The sequence below is a fragment of the Natrinema hispanicum genome (assembly GCF_900111485.1).
GTDB lineage: Archaea > Halobacteriota > Halobacteria > Halobacteriales > Natrialbaceae > Natrinema > Natrinema hispanicum_A.
In genome coordinates this window covers 47,403-63,687 of record NZ_FOIC01000004.1, presented here as the reverse complement: position 1 = coordinate 63,687, position 16,285 = coordinate 47,403, and the positions used below count along the sequence as shown (strand labels likewise).

The 16,285-nt window shown below is 61.8% G+C and carries 14 protein-coding genes; 10 read left to right on the top strand and 4 right to left on the bottom strand.

Going from position 1 to position 16,285, the window contains the following annotated elements:
• Positions 1-54: 54 nt before the first annotated feature.
• The 4 genes from BSG09_RS05235 to BSG09_RS20660 all read left to right on the top strand — a co-directional run bounded on the left by BSG09_RS05235 (position 55) and on the right by BSG09_RS20660 (position 5,910).
• Entirely contained in the window at positions 55-1,743 is a 1,689-nt protein-coding gene (locus BSG09_RS05235) for a thiamine pyrophosphate-binding protein (protein ID WP_092930885.1), read from the top strand.
• Between the two features lie 332 nt (positions 1,744-2,075).
• Positions 2,076-2,774: an IS6 family transposase gene (locus tag BSG09_RS05230; RefSeq protein WP_092931259.1), complete on the top strand. Its 699-nt coding sequence runs from the start codon at positions 2,076-2,078 to the stop codon at positions 2,772-2,774.
• A 315-nt stretch (positions 2,775-3,089) separates the two neighbouring features.
• Positions 3,090-4,640: a glycosyltransferase family 2 protein gene (locus BSG09_RS05225; protein WP_092930883.1), complete on the top strand. Its 1,551-nt coding sequence runs from the start codon at positions 3,090-3,092 to the stop codon at positions 4,638-4,640.
• A gap of 583 nt (positions 4,641-5,223) precedes the next feature.
• Positions 5,224-5,910: a polysaccharide deacetylase family protein gene (locus tag BSG09_RS20660; protein ID WP_175542146.1), complete on the top strand. Its 687-nt coding sequence runs from the start codon at positions 5,224-5,226 to the stop codon at positions 5,908-5,910.
• A gap of 349 nt (positions 5,911-6,259) precedes the next feature.
• Here BSG09_RS20660 and BSG09_RS05215 read toward each other — a convergent pair whose 3' ends face one another.
• Positions 6,260-7,807, bottom strand: coding sequence for a TrkH family potassium uptake protein (locus BSG09_RS05215; protein ID WP_092930879.1), 1,548 nt, complete (start codon positions 7,805-7,807; stop codon positions 6,260-6,262).
• Between the two features lie 264 nt (positions 7,808-8,071).
• Between BSG09_RS05215 and BSG09_RS05210 the strand changes: the two genes are divergently transcribed.
• Positions 8,072-9,079, top strand: a complete 1,008-nt coding sequence (locus BSG09_RS05210) for a TIGR04024 family LLM class F420-dependent oxidoreductase (RefSeq protein WP_092930877.1) — start codon at positions 8,072-8,074, stop codon at positions 9,077-9,079.
• A gap of 257 nt (positions 9,080-9,336) precedes the next feature.
• Complete coding sequence (locus BSG09_RS05205; RefSeq protein WP_092930875.1) at positions 9,337-9,738, top strand: DUF7344 domain-containing protein; 402 nt, start codon at positions 9,337-9,339, stop codon at positions 9,736-9,738.
• 27 nt (positions 9,739-9,765) lie between these two features.
• Here the strand turns inward: BSG09_RS05205 and BSG09_RS05200 are convergent, their stop codons facing one another.
• Together BSG09_RS05200 and BSG09_RS05195 are read right to left on the bottom strand one after the other, a co-directional pair.
• Positions 9,766-10,731 carry an NADPH:quinone reductase gene (locus tag BSG09_RS05200; RefSeq protein WP_092930873.1) on the bottom strand — a complete coding sequence of 322 codons (966 nt, stop codon included), beginning with the start codon at positions 10,729-10,731 and terminating at the stop codon, positions 9,766-9,768.
• A 53-nt stretch (positions 10,732-10,784) separates the two neighbouring features.
• Positions 10,785-11,906: a pyridoxal phosphate-dependent aminotransferase gene (locus tag BSG09_RS05195; protein WP_092930871.1), complete on the bottom strand. Its 1,122-nt coding sequence runs from the start codon at positions 11,904-11,906 to the stop codon at positions 10,785-10,787.
• Between the two features lie 206 nt (positions 11,907-12,112).
• Between BSG09_RS05195 and BSG09_RS05190 the strand changes: the two genes are divergently transcribed.
• The 4 genes from BSG09_RS05190 (at position 12,113) to BSG09_RS05175 (ending at position 16,004) form a co-directional block, all read left to right on the top strand.
• Positions 12,113-12,781 carry a DUF6517 family protein gene (locus BSG09_RS05190; protein WP_092930869.1) on the top strand — a complete coding sequence of 223 codons (669 nt, stop codon included), beginning with the start codon at positions 12,113-12,115 and terminating at the stop codon, positions 12,779-12,781.
• A gap of 226 nt (positions 12,782-13,007) precedes the next feature.
• Positions 13,008-14,354 (top strand): FAD-dependent oxidoreductase, encoded by a 1,347-nt coding sequence (locus BSG09_RS05185; protein WP_092930867.1) that lies wholly within the window; start codon positions 13,008-13,010, stop codon positions 14,352-14,354.
• Positions 14,355-14,464: 110 nt separating this feature from the next.
• Positions 14,465-14,683 carry a YgaP family membrane protein gene (locus BSG09_RS05180; RefSeq protein ID WP_092930865.1) on the top strand — a complete coding sequence of 73 codons (219 nt, stop codon included), beginning with the start codon at positions 14,465-14,467 and terminating at the stop codon, positions 14,681-14,683.
• A gap of 187 nt (positions 14,684-14,870) precedes the next feature.
• Positions 14,871-16,004: an aminotransferase class V-fold PLP-dependent enzyme gene (locus BSG09_RS05175; RefSeq protein ID WP_223174731.1), complete on the top strand. Its 1,134-nt coding sequence runs from the start codon at positions 14,871-14,873 to the stop codon at positions 16,002-16,004.
• Here BSG09_RS05175 and BSG09_RS05170 read toward each other — a convergent pair whose 3' ends face one another.
• Positions 16,005-16,250: a HalOD1 output domain-containing protein gene (locus BSG09_RS05170; RefSeq protein WP_092930863.1), complete on the bottom strand. Its 246-nt coding sequence runs from the start codon at positions 16,248-16,250 to the stop codon at positions 16,005-16,007.
• Between the last annotated feature and the right edge of the window lie 35 nt (positions 16,251-16,285).

Genomic DNA, 16,285 nt, shown 5'->3' with positions numbered 1-16,285 from the left:
AACCGATCAGTCGAAACGCATAGCTTGATGTGAACTGCCGTGCCACGAAACGGCATGACGGACGGCTACACGGGCGCAGACCTCGTCACCGATGCCCTCGAGTCCTACGGCGTCGACTACGTCTTCGGCAACCCGGGCACGACCGAGTTGCCGATCATGGACGCGATCGCCGAGAGCGACCTCGAGTATCGGCTCGGCCTCCACGAGGACATTGCGGTGGGGATGGCCGGCGGCTACGCGCAGCGGCGGCGGTATCACGCCCATCACGACGACTCGATCACGCCCGTCGGTGTGGCGAACCTCCACATCGCGCCCGGGCTGGCCCACGGGCTTGGCAACCTCTATGCGGCCAAGGTCGCCGGCGCACCGCTGGTCGTGACCGCGGGGAATCACAGCACCGACTTCCGCCACGAGGAGCCGATCCTCTCGGGCCGACTGGCAGACATGGCCCGGCAGTTCTGCAAGTGGTCGGCCGAAGTCCTCGATGTCGCGACGCTCCCGACGATGCTCCGGCGGGCGTTCCGAGTGGCGATGACGCCGCCGACGGGGCCGGTCTTCCTCGCCTTGCCGCTGGACGTGACGATGGCCGAAACCAACGCCGAACCCGAACGGCTCGGCCCGATTCCGAACGCCGGCAGTGGCGATCCGGGACAGCTCGAGCGCGCTGCTGACCTGCTGGCCGAGGCGGATGAGCCGGTACTGGTCGTCGGTGATGGTGTCGCCCGCTCGGGTGCCGACGCCGTCGCCGCGGCGGTTGATCTCGCAGAGAAAACGGGTGCGCGCGTCCACGGCGAAATCCTCTCGAGCGAGGCCAACTTCCCGACCGCCCACGAGCAGTGGGTCTCCTATCTGCCGACCAGCGAGGCCTCCACCGCGACGTTGCTCGACACCGATACGATCTGCTTTGCCGGCGTCTCGACGAACACGACGCTGACCCGCCACGACGAGGCGCTGGTCGATCCCGACACGACCTGCATCCACGTTAGCGACGACGCCTGGCAGGTCGGCAAGAACCAGCCTGCCGATGCAGCCGTGATCGGTGACCCCGGGCTCGTCTTTCAGGACCTCGCCGACCTCGTTCAGGGGAGACTCTCTGAGGACGCCGTGGCCGAGCGACTCGAGGCGGTCGCCGAGGTCAACGAACAAGTGGCGGCCACGCGAGCCGGTTTCGGCGAGGGCGATGGCGACGACGGACGCATCTCGAAGGCGCAACTGGTCGACGCTATGGAACGCGTCGCGGGCGACGCCGCCATCGTCGATGAGGGCGTCACCTCGAAGTTCGTCATGCTCAACCGGTGGGAGTTCGAGCCCGAACAGTACATCTCGAACAAGGGCGGCGGGCTAGGCTATGGGCTGCCGGCGTCGGTCGGCGCTGCCGTCGCGGAAGCACAACGGGACGACCCCCGCGATGTGGTTGGCTTCGTCGGCGACGGCTCCTACCAGTACTATCCCCACTCGATCTACAGCGCCGCCCGCTACGACCTCGATCTGACGGTCGTCATCTCGGACAACCGCAACTACCGCATCCTCAAGGACAACACGCTCGAGCTCATGGGCGGCACGGAAGAGGACTACGAGTTCGTCGGCATGGACTTCGAACCGGCGGTTGACCTCGTCAAAAACGCCGAGAGCCACGGCGCACGCGCCAACCGCGTCGAGACGCCCGACGACCTCGACGATTCACTCGAGGACGCGTTAGCCCACGACGGGCCGGACGTGCTCGACGTGTTGGTCCACGATTGATGCAGTCTGGAGGGTGTCGTGGATCGATTAGCGCAGCATTTCTTTCACCACAACCGAGATGAACTATCCGTTCACTACACCTGCGAACTGACCGTAGGGCTTCCTACCAGTATCAGATGATCTTCAGATCGTCGTACAAGATACAGGGCGCATATCTTGCACGACCATCCGTTCTAGTTTATCTGATCAGAGAACCGATTATCTGCATTTACCGTCGAGTCAGGAGCAAATTACGGGAGAGCAACAAGACTGTTCTAGGATAAATGCGTATTACTGGCACTGCTAGATTGAGGTTGAACTGAGCGGAGTTCTTCGAGGGAAGTGGAAACATGCTGTTCGAAGAACTCCAAGTCGATGTAACGGGTTCTTCTGATGTGGAATTTTTGGATAGCGATCGGACGCGCACGCCAGCCTGGCTGATCAGGCTGGCGTGCGCTGCCCATGCTGGAGCAGCCTCGTTAGCGGAGTGTCGAGACCTCTGTGAGTGGTTCGGCGTCGAACGACGCCGAGCAACGATTCAGCACTGGTACCAAGCCTACGCTGATTATTACGAGCAAGACTTCACAGCACAACCGGACCGTGTTGCGGTCGATGAGAAACAGATTCAACTCGGGAACGAAGAGAAAGCGTGGCTCTACGCTTCGATTAATGTCGATTCGAAAGTCGTGCATGGAGCACGACTTTCGAAGCACAGGGGCCTAGATCCCGCTGAACAGTTCTTAGAGGAGCTGAAAGAGAAGCACCGCGTCGCAGACGCGGAGTTTCTCGTTGATGGCATGGGCTACTTGACTGCCCTTGCCCGAACTAATCTCAGCGGCGATCTCAACTACACTGACCGCAACATCGTTGAAAAGCTCTTTCAGACCTATACGATGCGAATCGAGCGGTTCCACGAAACATGGAACGGCAGTCAGGCCAGCGCCGAGCGCTGGCTGACTGCCTACACCGCCTACTACAACCACCACCGCAGTCATCAAGCACTCGACAATCAGCCGCCAGTTGAAGCACTCACACAGAAGGGTTCAATCTAGCAGTGCCATATTACTTCTAATATTGGAATAGTAATAGGTCGAAAACAGCAATCGATTTCAATATTCCACGGTAGACACTATTGATAAATACACCATTTTGCTGCTACAGAAATGCGTTCTCTTGATCCCGAAGCCGTTCGTCCCAAGGTGGACAAACGGGCAGAGTAAGGTCGTCGTACCTCCGATAGAGCCGAGATACAGATCTCCCTCTCTCGATAGCACCGAAATAACGGTTTAACCATATTTACTAGTTTGTCGTTTCGAGCTGGTAACGAGAATATGTTAAATAACTGCTAATGACATATTGTCGTTACGATGGGGAGGAAATTCGAGTCATTGATAGAGATTCTGCGGAACCAGGACGTAGAAACGGCTATTCTCTGTGCCTGTGTTCTTGGCTTCGGAGTAGTTTTATCGTTCTTACCAGCAGCGGTCGTCAATCTGTGTCTGCTGGTCGGTGTTGTCGGATTAGCCTACCAGGCGCTACTCATATACCATGGACGCGATGGATGGCCCTCTCCATGGCTACTCTCTGAGCTTCCCTCCTGGATCGTTTTGGGTGTCCCGGTTGGCGGCCTCCTCGGGTATCATCTCTTCGAGGCAGAGGCGACGGTTGTTCAGGGCATCATCCTTGTCGCGGTATTGTTCGTCAGTTTTTACTTCTGGTACGTTCTCCCCGCAGCCTGGTTCCAGTCCCACCAGCAATCGTCTCCAGACGTGGAACAGAATCCACCGACTGTTCCTCTTTCGATCCTTGTCCCTGCCTACAACGAAGCGGGATGTATCGGACAGTGTATCGATCGGTTGGTCCAAGCAGAGTATCCCGGTCCAAAGGAGATCATCGTCATTGACGACGGGAGTACAGACGCGACCTATCAGGAGGCCTGTGCCCACGCGACGGCAGACGTACACGTTCTTCAGCAGGAAAACGGTGGGAAGTTCTCCGCGTTGAATACGGGTTTAGAGCGAGCCACTGGGTCGGTCGTCGTCACGGTCGATGCCGATTCTAGAGTTACCGACTCTACACTCGTCGAAATTGTTGCCGACCTCCTGGTGGACCCATCCGTTGGTGCTGTTGCGGGTACTGTGAAGCCCACCCGGGTTGACACGCTTGTTGAAAAACTCCAGGCGCTTGAGTATGCTGTCGGGATCAACACCTTTCGACGGGCGTTCGCGGCGACCGATTCCGTAAACGTCGTTCCCGGCTGTTTGGGGTGCTTCCGGAAGGTTGCAATCGATGGAGTCGGGGGGTACGACGGTGATACAATGACGGAAGACTACGATATTACGCTCCAGATTCTGCGTGCGGGCTGGTCTGTCCGGGCAAGTGAAGCGCTAGTGTATACGGAGGCACCGCGAACGTGGCGTGGATTAGCCAGACAGCGACTGCGGTGGAAACTCGGCACTCTCGAGACGCTCCTGAAGCATCGAGGATTGCTCCGCGGGACGGATCGTTCAACCTTCTCGGGGCTCGTCTTCCCCTACCAACTCATCTCCCTGTCCGCGATGCCGATTGTGACGCTGGTGATTCTTTGGACGATCCTCGCCGGGGTGGCCGCCGGGCAGTGGCTGTACGTCGCAGTTATCGTTACGTTGTTTGCGGCCCTCGAATTCCTTGGCACACTCTTCGCCTTGGAACTCAACGACAATCGCCTCTGGCTGGCTGCGTATAGTCCGTTGATTTTTGTCGTGTATCGGCACTTCCTCGCTGCGATCACACTCAAAGCTCTGTTCGACGTGCTCCAGCAACCGGAACGAACGTGGGATTCGTCCCGATATACCCCCTTAGAGACCGAAGCTTCCCCCTCTGACGAGCAGGTTAGCGAATCGGTCGAAATCTCATCTTGGGAGGAAAGCGATGACTGACCACTCGCGCCGAACGTTTCTCGCCACACTCGGTGGAGCTATCGGCGGGACTCTCGCCGTTAGAGAAGGCGCAAGTTGGACGCAACGGAAGGTCGGAGCGGTTCTCTCAGACGATTCGCACTCACGCCCCTCCGTCCCGTCACTTCAAGTTGAGACGCCAAGTCGGTCTCTAACTGCCCGGCTCAGCACCCGCCACCCACAGTTAAACTCGATTGACGCCTGGAACCTGCGTGCGGGGGACGGGTCGGTGACCCAAACTCCCGGGGCTACCGATTCCACCTCAATTGGACTCTTGCCATCTCCGGTTGGGCGGATCGAGCACACCTTCGAGCGAACGTTCGACTACACGCAGTCGTCCCTTTCGGTCTGGGTCTATTTCCCAAGCACTGCTCCGGCACGGCTTCAATTTCGGCTGTTCGCTCCCGACGAAGACAACCAGATTGTTACGACCCGGTATCCGAGTGATTCGCTGGCGAATACGTGGTTCGGGATCGAAATCGGCCCGACCGACGAAGTCGGGTCTCCTGACCCGACCGCGATCACTCGTATCCAAATCGATATCAGGGGGGACCGAACACCTGTTGTGTTCGACCGGTTCGAGATGCGCCCCGTTGCAGAGATGGGTCATGCGATGATAATCTTTGACGACAACCGGGCAAGCGTGGCTACAGCCTATCCAGAAATGACCCGTCGTGGAATCCCGGGTGCTGTCGCTGTAATTCCTGAGTTAGTCGGTGATGGCGGCCACCTTGGCAAGCGCCACCTTGAGACGTACGATGCAAACGGCTGGGACCTCCTCGCGCACCCGCAACTCGACGACCCCTTACCGGCCTACTCACCAACCGAACAGCGCGAGGCAATCATCCGAACTAAGCGGTGGCTCGTCGCCAACGGATATGAGGCGGGGGCGGATCACTTCGTTGCTCCGTACGGTGCGGTTGGCCCGAAGACACTCGAACTGCTCGCCGAATTCCACCATACCAACTTCCTCACGAGTCCAGGAGTATTGGGGACCCCACCAGCGGACCCACTTACCATCAACCGGGTCGCTATCGACGATGTCCAGAATGCGAAGCGATACATGGAACTTGCAGCGAAGTATGACCGGACGGTCGCACTTATGGCGCACACGGTTGGCAACAAGGACGATCAATGGATTTCAACACGAGACTTCCATGAGGTTCTGGATCAATTGGAGAACAGTGATCTTGATGTCGTGACGCCAACGTCATATTGGTCGGAAGTCATCGACCTTCTGTCGAATAGATAACGTCGTTCGGTGGTCACTCTATTTTCCAGATTTCACTGTATATTGAGAGTTATTTTTTGGTTTTGGCCTTACCGAAGTAGCGAAACACTTGTCCCTTAATTCTCTTGGGACGTGTCATTCAACAGGGGGGGGGAGGGATTCTCTATATCTTGTACGCGTCTCCTACCAGTCAACGTATAGATCCAGCTCGCCGCGGTAACTCTTTCACCTGTACTTACCGTTGTTGGGTAGTCTCAGGAGGGTGTACGAACTATTCTATGACACTCTCCCAGTCTGCGGTACCGATTTCCCGGTGCATCCGTGGGACGGGTCGCGGTCGACCGGAACCCACTGACAGGGGTTCGTATGGTTACGAGCGCCAGTACGCCGGCGTCAGGATGACCAGCACGGAGAGGATCTCGAGGCGGCCGATCCACATCAGGAAGACCATATAAAGCTTCGCCGCGTTGGAGAAGGGGTCGTAGCTGTTCATTGGCCCGACGACGCCGACGCCCGGACCGACGTTCCCCAGCGTCGCGATCACGGCGCTCGTCGTCTCGAGTGCCGACAGCGAGAGCCCGGGCGTGCGATAGGAATCGAGGAACAACAAGACACTCGAGACGACGAACAGCGTCAGGAACAGCGCCATGAAGACGAAGATGCTGTGGATCGTCTCCTCGTCGATGATGTCGCCGGTACCGCCCATTCGCACCGGCTGGACCGCCTTCGGGTGGACGACACGGAAGAGTTCGCGCCGCATGGATTTCTGGACGACGTACCAGCGAACGATTTTGATCGAGCCGGCAGCCGAGCCCGCCGAGCCGCCCAGAAACATCGCGAAGATGAGGATCAACTGTGTCGACTCACTCCAGGTGTTGAAGTCCATGCTGGCGTAGCCGGTCGTCGTCACGATCGCGAGCGTCTGGAAGAGACCGTGGCGCAGCGATCGCTCGAGGCTCCCCGGAATCGTCGCGACGCCGTCGGGAACCGTCGCGAGACCAGCGCCGAGAAAGAGCAGCGCCGAGAGGAGGCCGCCGACGATCCCCATCGACAGCAAGTAGGATCGGAACTCGGCGTTGCCGGTCAGTCGCTCGAGGCGGCCACGCCAGGCGTACCAGTAGAGCGCGAAGTTCGTCCCGGCGACGACCATGAAGACCATGATCGCCCACTGGACACTCGGCGCGAACGCCTCGGCGCTGCGTCCCTCCGGCGAGAAGCCGCCGGTCGGCAGCGACGTAAGCGCGTGTGCGACAGCGTTGTAGAAGGTCATGTTCGGGGCCACTCCCACGAGATGCAGCCCGTAGTAGACGACTACGGCAGCGAGCGTAAACCAGGCGTAAATCAGCCACAGCGCCCGCGCGGTTTCTCTGATCCGGGGCGTTAGTTTCTCGACTTCGATCCCCGGCGCTTCCTCGCGGATGATCTGGGTCCCACCGACGGAAAGCTCCGAGAGGATCGCGACCATGAGCACGAGAATACCCATCCCGCCGAGCCACTGCGTGAGCTGTCGCCACATCATGATCGACCGCGAGTGGGTTTCGACGGAGATACTCCCCATGACCGTCGCGCCCGTCGTCGTAAAGCCGCTCATGCTCTCGAACAGCGCATTGACGGGATCTGCGATCGTTCCCGTACCGGCGACGAGATACGGAATCATCCCAACCAGCGGAACGACGAACCACGTCAGCGCGACCAGCAAAAAGGCCTCGCGGTGCTCGAGGGTCGGGTCGGGCTCGAGGCGCTCGAGGCCAATGCCGACGGCGACGGCAAAGACCAGCGCAACGAGGAAGGGAAGCGGGGACTCTCGGTAGTACAGCGCGACGACGGTCGGAAATAGCAGCGTCAGCGAGAGATACTTCAGTACCGTTCCGACGAGGCTGCAACTGGATCGAACGTCGACATAAAGCCTTCGTGCCATATATTAGCTATCTCTTATCGCACCGCGAATTACTCACCGGCAACCGATTGTCGTATTTGCGATAGAGTCGCGGTCTCACAATAAACACTGCGTTCGACCCTTGCCACCGAGCCGCCGGGATCGACTCCCGTATCGCGTTCGAGTTTCGGGGCCGGCTCCACGTCGCCCGAGACGGAAACGCGACCGTTTTATGTGAGTTCGTCACGGGGTGTGGGGTGATGAGACTGCGAGCTGTGACTCGAGGATTGCTGTGGAGGGAGTGCCGTGACCGCTGAACTGGATCTGCTGGTGCAACTCGGTGATTACGACCGGCCACAGGGAGTCGCCGAGCGAGCCGTCCAGGCCGAAGCGCTGGGATTCGATCGGATCACCGTCGGCGAGACGACCGGCTGGAACATCATTCCGCCGCTGACGCTGGCGGCCGACCGAACCGACGAACTGGGCATCTCGAACGACGTGATCTCGCCGTACGGGCGATCGCCGGCGATGCTCGCCCAGACGGCGCTGACGATGCAAGACGCCGCCGACGGCCGGTTCCGGTTCGGGATCGGTCCGAGTTCGCCGGCGATCACCGAGCGCTGGCACGGAAAGGAGTTCGATCGGCCGCTGCGTCGGACCCGCGAAGTAATCGAGATCATGCGCGGGGTCTCCGAGGAGGGTACGCCCGCCTACGAGGGCGACATCTTCGAGATTCCGGGCCTGAATTACGAGCGCGGCCCCCACGAGAACCCGCCGCCGATCGACCTCGGCACCCTTGGCCCGACGGCTACCGAAATGGCCGGCCGCTTCGGCGATGGCTGGGCTCCGCAGCTGTTCACGAAAGACGGCCTTCGGGACCGACTCGAAGACCTGGAACGCGGTGCCGACCTCGCCGGCAAGGATCTCTCGGACCTGCGAGTCGCCCCCATCGTCCGCGGGATGGCGTCCGAAGACCGCGAGAAAGCACGCGAAACGGCTCGCAGCACGATCGCGTTCATGCTCGGAGCGTACGGTCCCTACTACGGGAACTCGGTCGCAGAGCAGGGCTACCCCGAGGTCGTCGAGGAGATCCGAGCTGCGTGGGACGAGCGGGATACCGACGCGATGGCCGCTGCGCTCCCCGACGACGTCCTCGATGAACTGGCTCCCGCAGGCACCCCCGAAGAGGTCTGCGAGTGGGTCGCGGACTACGCCGAGATCGACGGCGTCGACGCCGTCCGCGTCGGATTCGTCGACGGACTGTCCGAGGAGGACAAGCGAACGACGATGGAAGCCGTCGCCGACCTCGCGTAGCCGATCATCCGGTCTCCTGTCACTGTGTTTCGGCCCGCCCCGCGGTCCAGCCGGGAGCTCGGGACTGCAGCCCTATGACAGGCACCCAGATCGATCCATCACGAACGGGTCACACTGTCGCACTGACCGTCGAATTGCGGTCCGTAAGGACATGGCCGCGTGCCTCGATTTGTCGCCATCGACACTGACGCAAGTGCGAGCGATGCCCGAAGCACTTTGCCCGGCAGTATAAGTACTGTCCAATACCTACCGGTGGTATGATTCCACTCCTCCGTTCCCCCGAGAGCCTCACTTCGTTCGGCGAGTCGGCGTCCGACGGCGTCGATACGGCGATGAAACTGTTAGCACATCGCTACCGTCGCTCGGTGTTACAATATCTCGAGGACGGAGACGGGTCGGCCACGCTCACGGAACTCGCCGTCGACATCGCGACCCAGGACGCGGCGACGGAGCCAAACGCGATTTCGGATCACGGTGACGTCTCCGCACGGGAGCGACGGACTGTTCGCATCTCCTTGCACCACACTCACATTCCGAAGTTGGCCGCCGCGGACGTGATCGACTACGAGCGCGAGACCGAGACGGTCACGCTCTGTGAACGCGGTCGGACGCTGCTCGAGCGAGACGACGCCATCCGCGGACTCGGTAACGTCGAGTAGCCGGATCCGTGTCGCGGTACCGACGGCTTACGGTTCGATCACGAGTTTCCCGAGGAAACTCTCGTCCATGACGGCGCGTTGTGCATCGGCTGCCTCCTCGAGGTCGTAGCGTCGTGCCACGTCGATCGAGAGCGCGCCCGTCGCCATGAGGTGAGCAACGCCACGGAGCGGGACGCGCAGGTCCGGCGTGTTGAACATACTCATGAACTGGTAGGAAACGTCCTTCGAGCGGGCGGCCCCGTCGTTCGTAAAGCCGGGATCAGGGCTATTTTCGCCGATGCCGACGACGCGGGCACCCGTCGCGGCCACGTCCGCGTCGAACTGCAGATAGTCGTCCAGCCGGTGGTCGAGCACGGCGTCGACGCCGCCGCCGGAGGCTTCGAGCACGGCATCGGCCAAATCGTCGCGGCTGTAGTCGAGGACCGTTTCGGCTCCGTGGTCGGCGAGCGCGTCGTGGTACTCTTCGGCAGCCGTCGTGATCACGCGCGCGCTCACGGCGGCTCCGAGTTGAACGGCTGCATGGCCGACACCGCCTGCCCCCCCGTGGATCAGACAGTACTCGGCAGGCTCGAGGCCGGCGTGGTCGATCAGCGCGCGCCAGGCTGTGACGGCGACGACGCCCGCCCCGCCGGCTTCAGTCAGGTCTGCGCCGTCGGGGAGGTGGACGACGCGATCGGTCGGGATCGCCGCGTACTCGGCGTAGGACCCCTGAAAACCGCCGTTTCCGATACCGGTCCCGTAGACGCGGTCGCCTTCGGCGAAGTCGTTGACAGCGTCCCCGACTGCGGTGACGACGCCAGAGACGTCGACACCGGGTGTGAAGGGAACGTCGACCGGCTCGTACGACCCGTCCCGGAAGTAGGTGTCGACGGGATTGACGCCCGCGGCGGCAACCTCGACTACGAGTTCGTCCGCGGCCGGCTCGGGCCGATCGATCTCATCTACCTGCAGTACGTCCGCATCGCCGTGTTCGTGAAGACGGACAGCGCGCATATTTCGGCTGACGTCACGGGTGCGTATAATGGTACACGAGACGGCAGTCCACGTTATCGAACTGCTCGTGTCGCGTCGTCGATAATCTCGAGGGCCTCTTTCAGTTCCTCGGTCCCGGTCGCATAGGAGAGTCGCGCGTAGCCTGCACCGTGCTCGCCGAATGCGTCGCCGGGAACGACGACGACGCCCCGATCGAGCACTTCCTCACACCAGCCCTCGGGTACCTTCGGCATCGCATAGAAGGCCCCCTCGGGGGTGGGAACCTCGAGGCCGGCGTCGGTGAGGCCGTCCAGGACGAGGTCACGGCGCTGTTCGAAGGTCTCGACCATCTCCTCGACTTGCTCCTGGGGCCCCGTCAGGGCGGCTTCGGCGGCGTACTGGGCCGGCGCGGAGGCACAGGCCTGACCGTATTGGTGGACGCGGAGCATCCGTTCGATGCGGCGGTTCGAAGCGACGACCCAGCCGAGCCGCCAGCCGGTCATCGAGTAGGTCTTCGAGCAGGCGCTGAGGGCAACGACGTTGTCCGTCTCGGCGAACTGCAGCGGCGAGTGGTGTTCGCCATTGAAGACGATATGTTCGTAGACTTCATCGGAGATACAGAGTACGTCGTGTTCGTCGGCGATGCGAGCGAACTCGCGCATGTCCGCTTCGCTCTGGACGGCCCCTGTTGGGTTCGCCGGGCTGTTGATGACGAAGGCTGCCGTCTCGTCGGTAATCGCTTCTTCGACCGTCGCAGGATCGAGCGTCAGGTCCTCACGCAACCCGACCGGCTTCGGCGTGCCGTCTGCGATCCGGGTCAGAGCGTCATACGAGACGAAGCCGGGATCGGGAAAGATGACTTCCTCGCCGGGATCGACGTGAGCCTGCAGCGTGATATGGAGCGCTTCGCTGCCGCCTGCGGTCGCGATCACGTCGTCAGGGTCGATCTCGAGGCCGTAGTCGCGGTCGTACTTCGCCGCGATCGCCTCCCGAAGCTGCGGTGTACCCTTGTTCGAGGTGTAGGCGTCTGCCCGCCCGGATTCGATCGCCTCGATCGCCCCGCGGCGAGCATGGGCAGGCGTCGGGAAGTCCGGCTGGCCGAGGCCGAGGTTGATCGCGTCCTCGCCGGCGGCCTCGAACACTTTCCGGATGCCACTGATTGACACCTGCTCGACTCGAGCTGCGAAGTCAGTCATGGCTAAACCGGGGTGTTCGACCCCGATAACTCTTGATGTCTCGTCACTGTTGGGTCGAGCAGCGATCGCTGGCGTGGGACTCGAGATACTATTCCTGTGATGATATTTTCGCCGATGGCTCTCGATTGGGTGCGAGGTTCAACTGTTTGTCTGTGTGACAGAAAACACCGCAAGGGATATGCCAGTCGTCGCGAATCACACGGATAATGACCTTCTCTCGACGGGCGGTACTCGCCGCAGGCGCGACGGGGACGCTCGCGCTGACGGCTGGCTGTCTCGACGTCGTACTCGGTAACGGACCACTCGAGTTCGATGCCGGCCGTGTCGCCCCAACCGACGACGCGGTGGCGACGGCCGGCTACCAGGAGAGCGACGTCAGCGACGAGACGATCGAGCGGACGGTCGAACTCCCCGGCGGCGTCGAACGTGAGGCCCGGGCGACGATCTGGCAATCGACCTATACGAAAGCCGTCGACTACGCCGGCCAGACGCGTGAGGGGGCCGCCTTCGCCGGCGTTTCGATCCCTGGCATGCAAGTCGCGGGGCGATCGCTCAATCCGCTTGGCGAACTCTCGAACACGGAACTCCTCGAGCGATTCCTGGGGCAACTCCCCAGCGATCACGGCGAACTCTCCGATCTCACGCACGAGGACTCGTTCGGCCTCGAGATCCTCGGCGACGGCCGCACCGTCGACCTGTTCGTCGGGACAAGCGACCTCGAGGGCGAGACGATCGAGATCGAGCTCAAGCTGACGTCGTTCGACCACGAGGGAGACCTGCTCGTCTTACTCGGCACCTATCCGAAGCTGCTCACGGCCGAGTCAGCCAACGTCGAGCAACTCATGGAGTCGGCCGAGCACCCGATCTCAAGCTAACGGCGGGTCTGCGTCTCGACAGCCGTGGGTTCGGGGAAGACGATTCGGGGATATATCTGACACTCACTTTGTTCGACCACATGTCGATCGCTGCGGGTATAAGGCGTGTGAGACCGCCGGACGGTAACTGAGTGGGACCGCTAACTCGTCGGCGGCGGTCACGTTGCAGTGTACACTATTGGGAATGTCCAGAAATGGTTTAGGCGCTGCCAGCCCACGCTTACCTATGGCAGATACGTTCGTCGTCATCGGCGGTGACGCAGCAGGAATGAGCGCTGCGAGCAAGGCAAAACGCGAGAACCCGGAGCTGGAGGTAATCGTCTTCGAGAAAGGCGACTGGGTCTCGTATGCCGCCTGTGGGATGCCCTACTACGTCAAAGGAGACGTCGACGAACTGGACGATCTCGTCACGATCACGGCCGAGGAGTTCCGCGACCAACGAGACGTCGACCTACGAACCGGCCACGAGGTCGTCGATATCGACCCCGACGCCGAGACGGTGACGGTCGAAAGCGCCGCGGAAACCTACGAACAGTCCTACGACGATCTCCTCGTCGCGACCGGCGCGAACGCGATCAAACCGCCCTTCGAGGGGCTGGACCTCGAGGGCGTCTTCACCATCCACAACATGGACGAAGCCGACGCCATCCAGGACTACGTCACCGAGCGCGACCTCGAGACGGCCGCGATCGTCGGCGGCGGCTACGTCGGGATCGAGATGGCCGAGGCGCTGGCGGAACACGGCATCGACGTCGATCTCTACGAGATGCTGCCCCACGTCCTCCAGCCGTTCGGCGAACCCGTCGCCGAGATCGTCGAAGACCATCTGCGCGAGCAGGGTGTCAACCTCCACCTCGAGACGGCGGTGTCGGGCTTTGACGGTGACGAGCGCGTCGAGAGCGTCGCACTCGAGGAGGAGACCGTCCCCGCCGATGTCGTGATCGTCGGTGTCGGCGTCGCACCGAACGCCGAGCTCGCTGAGGCAGCCGGCATCGAACTCGGATCGACCGGCGCGGTCGCGACCGACGAGTACGGTCGCACGAACTACGAGAACGTCTACGCAGCGGGAGACTGTGCCGAGGCGCGCCACGTCGTGACCGGCGAGCCGGACCACGTCCCGCTTGCCCTGACTGCCAACCGTGCGGGGCGGGCGATCGGCCAGACGATCACCGGTGATCCCACGCCGACCGGTGAAATCGCGGGCACGGCCATCGTCAAAGCGTTCGAGCTCGGGGCCGCCCGGACGGGACTGACTGACGAGGAGCGAGCCGAAGAGGCCGGCTTCGATCCGGTGTCGGTCACGATCTCGGCGGCAACACGCGCCCACTACTACCCGGAGGGTGAGGAACTCTCCGTCACGCTGCTTGCCGACCGCGAGAGCGGCAGGCTCCTCGGCGGCAGCGTCGTCGGCCGCGAGGGCGCAAAACGGATCGATACGGTCGCGACGGCGCTTCACGCCGGGATGACCGTCACCGAACTCCAGAACGCGGACCTGGCGTACGCCCCACCGTTTAGTCCCGTCTGGGATCCGGTTCTGACCGCAGCGAAGGTGCTTTCGGGCAAGCTCGAGTAGCGACGACTGACCGCCTTGCGCCGCCGCGGACCGACAGCCGTTATCGGCAGCGTTCTGAGGGGATCGGAATCCGAGAAACGTTTAAATTCGGGCTGTTCATAGCAGCGACTATGGAAAACAATGTCGGCTCGGTGGACCGTCTCGTACGACTCGTCGGTGGTGCGATTCTCATTGCCATCGGCATTGCGTCGATTGTGCATATCCTCCATGCCGGAACGATCGTCGGCGTGATCGCGACGCTGGTCGGGCTCGTCTTCTTTGGGACCGGGGTGACCCGATTCTGTCTGCTCTACCAACTGCTGGGCGTCGATACGTGTAAGGCACCGTAACCGGCGTCGGCCCGGGGCCAATCGGGTCGACTCTCCTTGTCTGCGGTCGTCCCCAGTATTTCACAAATAGCCCAAGATTATTGTCCGCTGATTGCGTAGCTGTTCGCAATGGAATCGAACGAATCAACGTCGAGTAGTGCCGCGTCCCGTTGTCCGACGGGCTTGCAGTTACGACGGAGGACGACTGATGTCTGAGAACGTACCGATGACGCCGACTACACTCAGGACGGACATCCCTGCCCTACAGGACGGTATCTATCTCAACTACGGCGCACACGGCCCGAGCCCGAAACACGTCGTCAACGCTGCCAACGAATTCGTCCGGACACACGAGTACGACGCACCGATCGCGGACGATCCGTACGAGACCGCCTTCGAGGCGTTCGACCGCACGCGGGAGACGGTCGCGTCGTTTATCGGTGCCGAACCCGACGAGATCGCGTTGACAGAGAGTACGACCGGCGGGATCAACGCCCTCGCGAACGCGATCGACTGGCAGCCCGGCGACGTCGTCGTCCGCACCGACCTCGAGCATCCCGCGGGCATCCTTCCCTGGCAGCGCCTCGAGCGGGAGGGCGTCGAGGTTCGCGTCGTCGAAACCGAGGGCGGGCGGATCGACCTCGAGCAGTTCGCGGATGCCGTTGCTGATGCCAGACTCGCCTGTTTCAGCGCGCTGACGTGGACCCACGGGACACAACTCCCGGTTGCGGAACTCGTCGACATCGCCCACGACGCCGGCGCGCTCGCGCTCGTCGACGCGGTCCAAGTTCCCGGACAGCTGCCGATGGACGTCGGGGAGTGGGGGGCCGACGCTGTTGCCGCTGCCGGCCACAAATGGCTGCTCGGGCTCTGGGGCGGGGGCTTTCTCTACGTCGACCGGAGCGTCGCCGAGACCCTCGAGCCCCGTGCTGTCGGCTATCGAAGCGTCGAAGACGCAAACGCCGATCCCTACGAGTTCGCAGCCGGTGCGCGGCGGCTCGAGGTCGGCTCGGCGAACCCGGCACCTCACGTCGCACTCGGCGAGGCGATCGACGCCATCTCCGAGGTCGGGATCGACAGCATCGAAGACCGGGTGCATCGCCTCGCGAGTCGGCTCACCGACGGCGTTCCCGACGATCGGCTCTGTAGTCCGTCGACGCCGGAGTCAGGGCTGGTGACGATCGACGTTGCGGATCCGACGGCGACGGTCGAACGGCTGGCTGCGGACGGCATCATCGTTCGTGAACTGCCGTCTCCGGACGCGATCCGGGCGTCCGTCCACGCAGTTAACACCACAACAGAGGTCGATCGGCTGCTCGAGGCGCTGGACGAAGACTGGTGATCACTCGAGGGAGACGTCACCGTCGTCGGTGACGACGACCTCGTGACCGCAGTAGTGAAAGCGCACTTCGAACGTTCGGTCGGCGTCGTCCAAGCCGTGTTCGATCAGTTCGTTCAACGCGTCGGGATCGACGACATCAGCTAACGGTGGTGTCATCGAGGTTGGGTCGACACCGTCCGCTTCGGCGATCCGTTCGATGATGCGCGGTACGACCGGCGACGAACGATGCGTCGTGTGGAGGGTCATTGAGAACGAGTAAACACAGTGATTGGGTGTGGGTT

Excerpts from the sequence above, each read along its gene's own strand:
- BSG09_RS05170 (WP_092930863.1), bottom strand. The coding sequence starts at position 16,250 with ATGACCCTCCACACGACGCATCGTTCGTCGCCGGTCGTACCGCGCATC.
- BSG09_RS05200 (WP_092930873.1), bottom strand. The coding sequence starts at position 10,731 with ATGCGCGCTGTCCGTCTTCACGAACACGGCGATGCGGACGTACTGCAG.
- BSG09_RS05175 (WP_223174731.1), top strand. The coding sequence starts at position 14,871 with ATGTCTGAGAACGTACCGATGACGCCGACTACACTCAGGACGGACATC.
- BSG09_RS05215 (WP_092930879.1), bottom strand. The coding sequence starts at position 7,807 with ATGGCACGAAGGCTTTATGTCGACGTTCGATCCAGTTGCAGCCTCGTC.
- BSG09_RS05205 (WP_092930875.1), top strand. The coding sequence starts at position 9,337 with ATGATTCCACTCCTCCGTTCCCCCGAGAGCCTCACTTCGTTCGGCGAG.
- BSG09_RS05190 (WP_092930869.1), top strand. The coding sequence starts at position 12,113 with ATGACCTTCTCTCGACGGGCGGTACTCGCCGCAGGCGCGACGGGGACG.
- BSG09_RS05180 (WP_092930865.1), top strand. The coding sequence starts at position 14,465 with ATGGAAAACAATGTCGGCTCGGTGGACCGTCTCGTACGACTCGTCGGT.
- BSG09_RS05235 (WP_092930885.1), top strand. The coding sequence starts at position 55 with ATGACGGACGGCTACACGGGCGCAGACCTCGTCACCGATGCCCTCGAG.
- BSG09_RS05195 (WP_092930871.1), bottom strand. The coding sequence starts at position 11,906 with ATGACTGACTTCGCAGCTCGAGTCGAGCAGGTGTCAATCAGTGGCATC.
- BSG09_RS05225 (WP_092930883.1), top strand. The coding sequence starts at position 3,090 with ATGGGGAGGAAATTCGAGTCATTGATAGAGATTCTGCGGAACCAGGAC.
- BSG09_RS05185 (WP_092930867.1), top strand. The coding sequence starts at position 13,008 with ATGGCAGATACGTTCGTCGTCATCGGCGGTGACGCAGCAGGAATGAGC.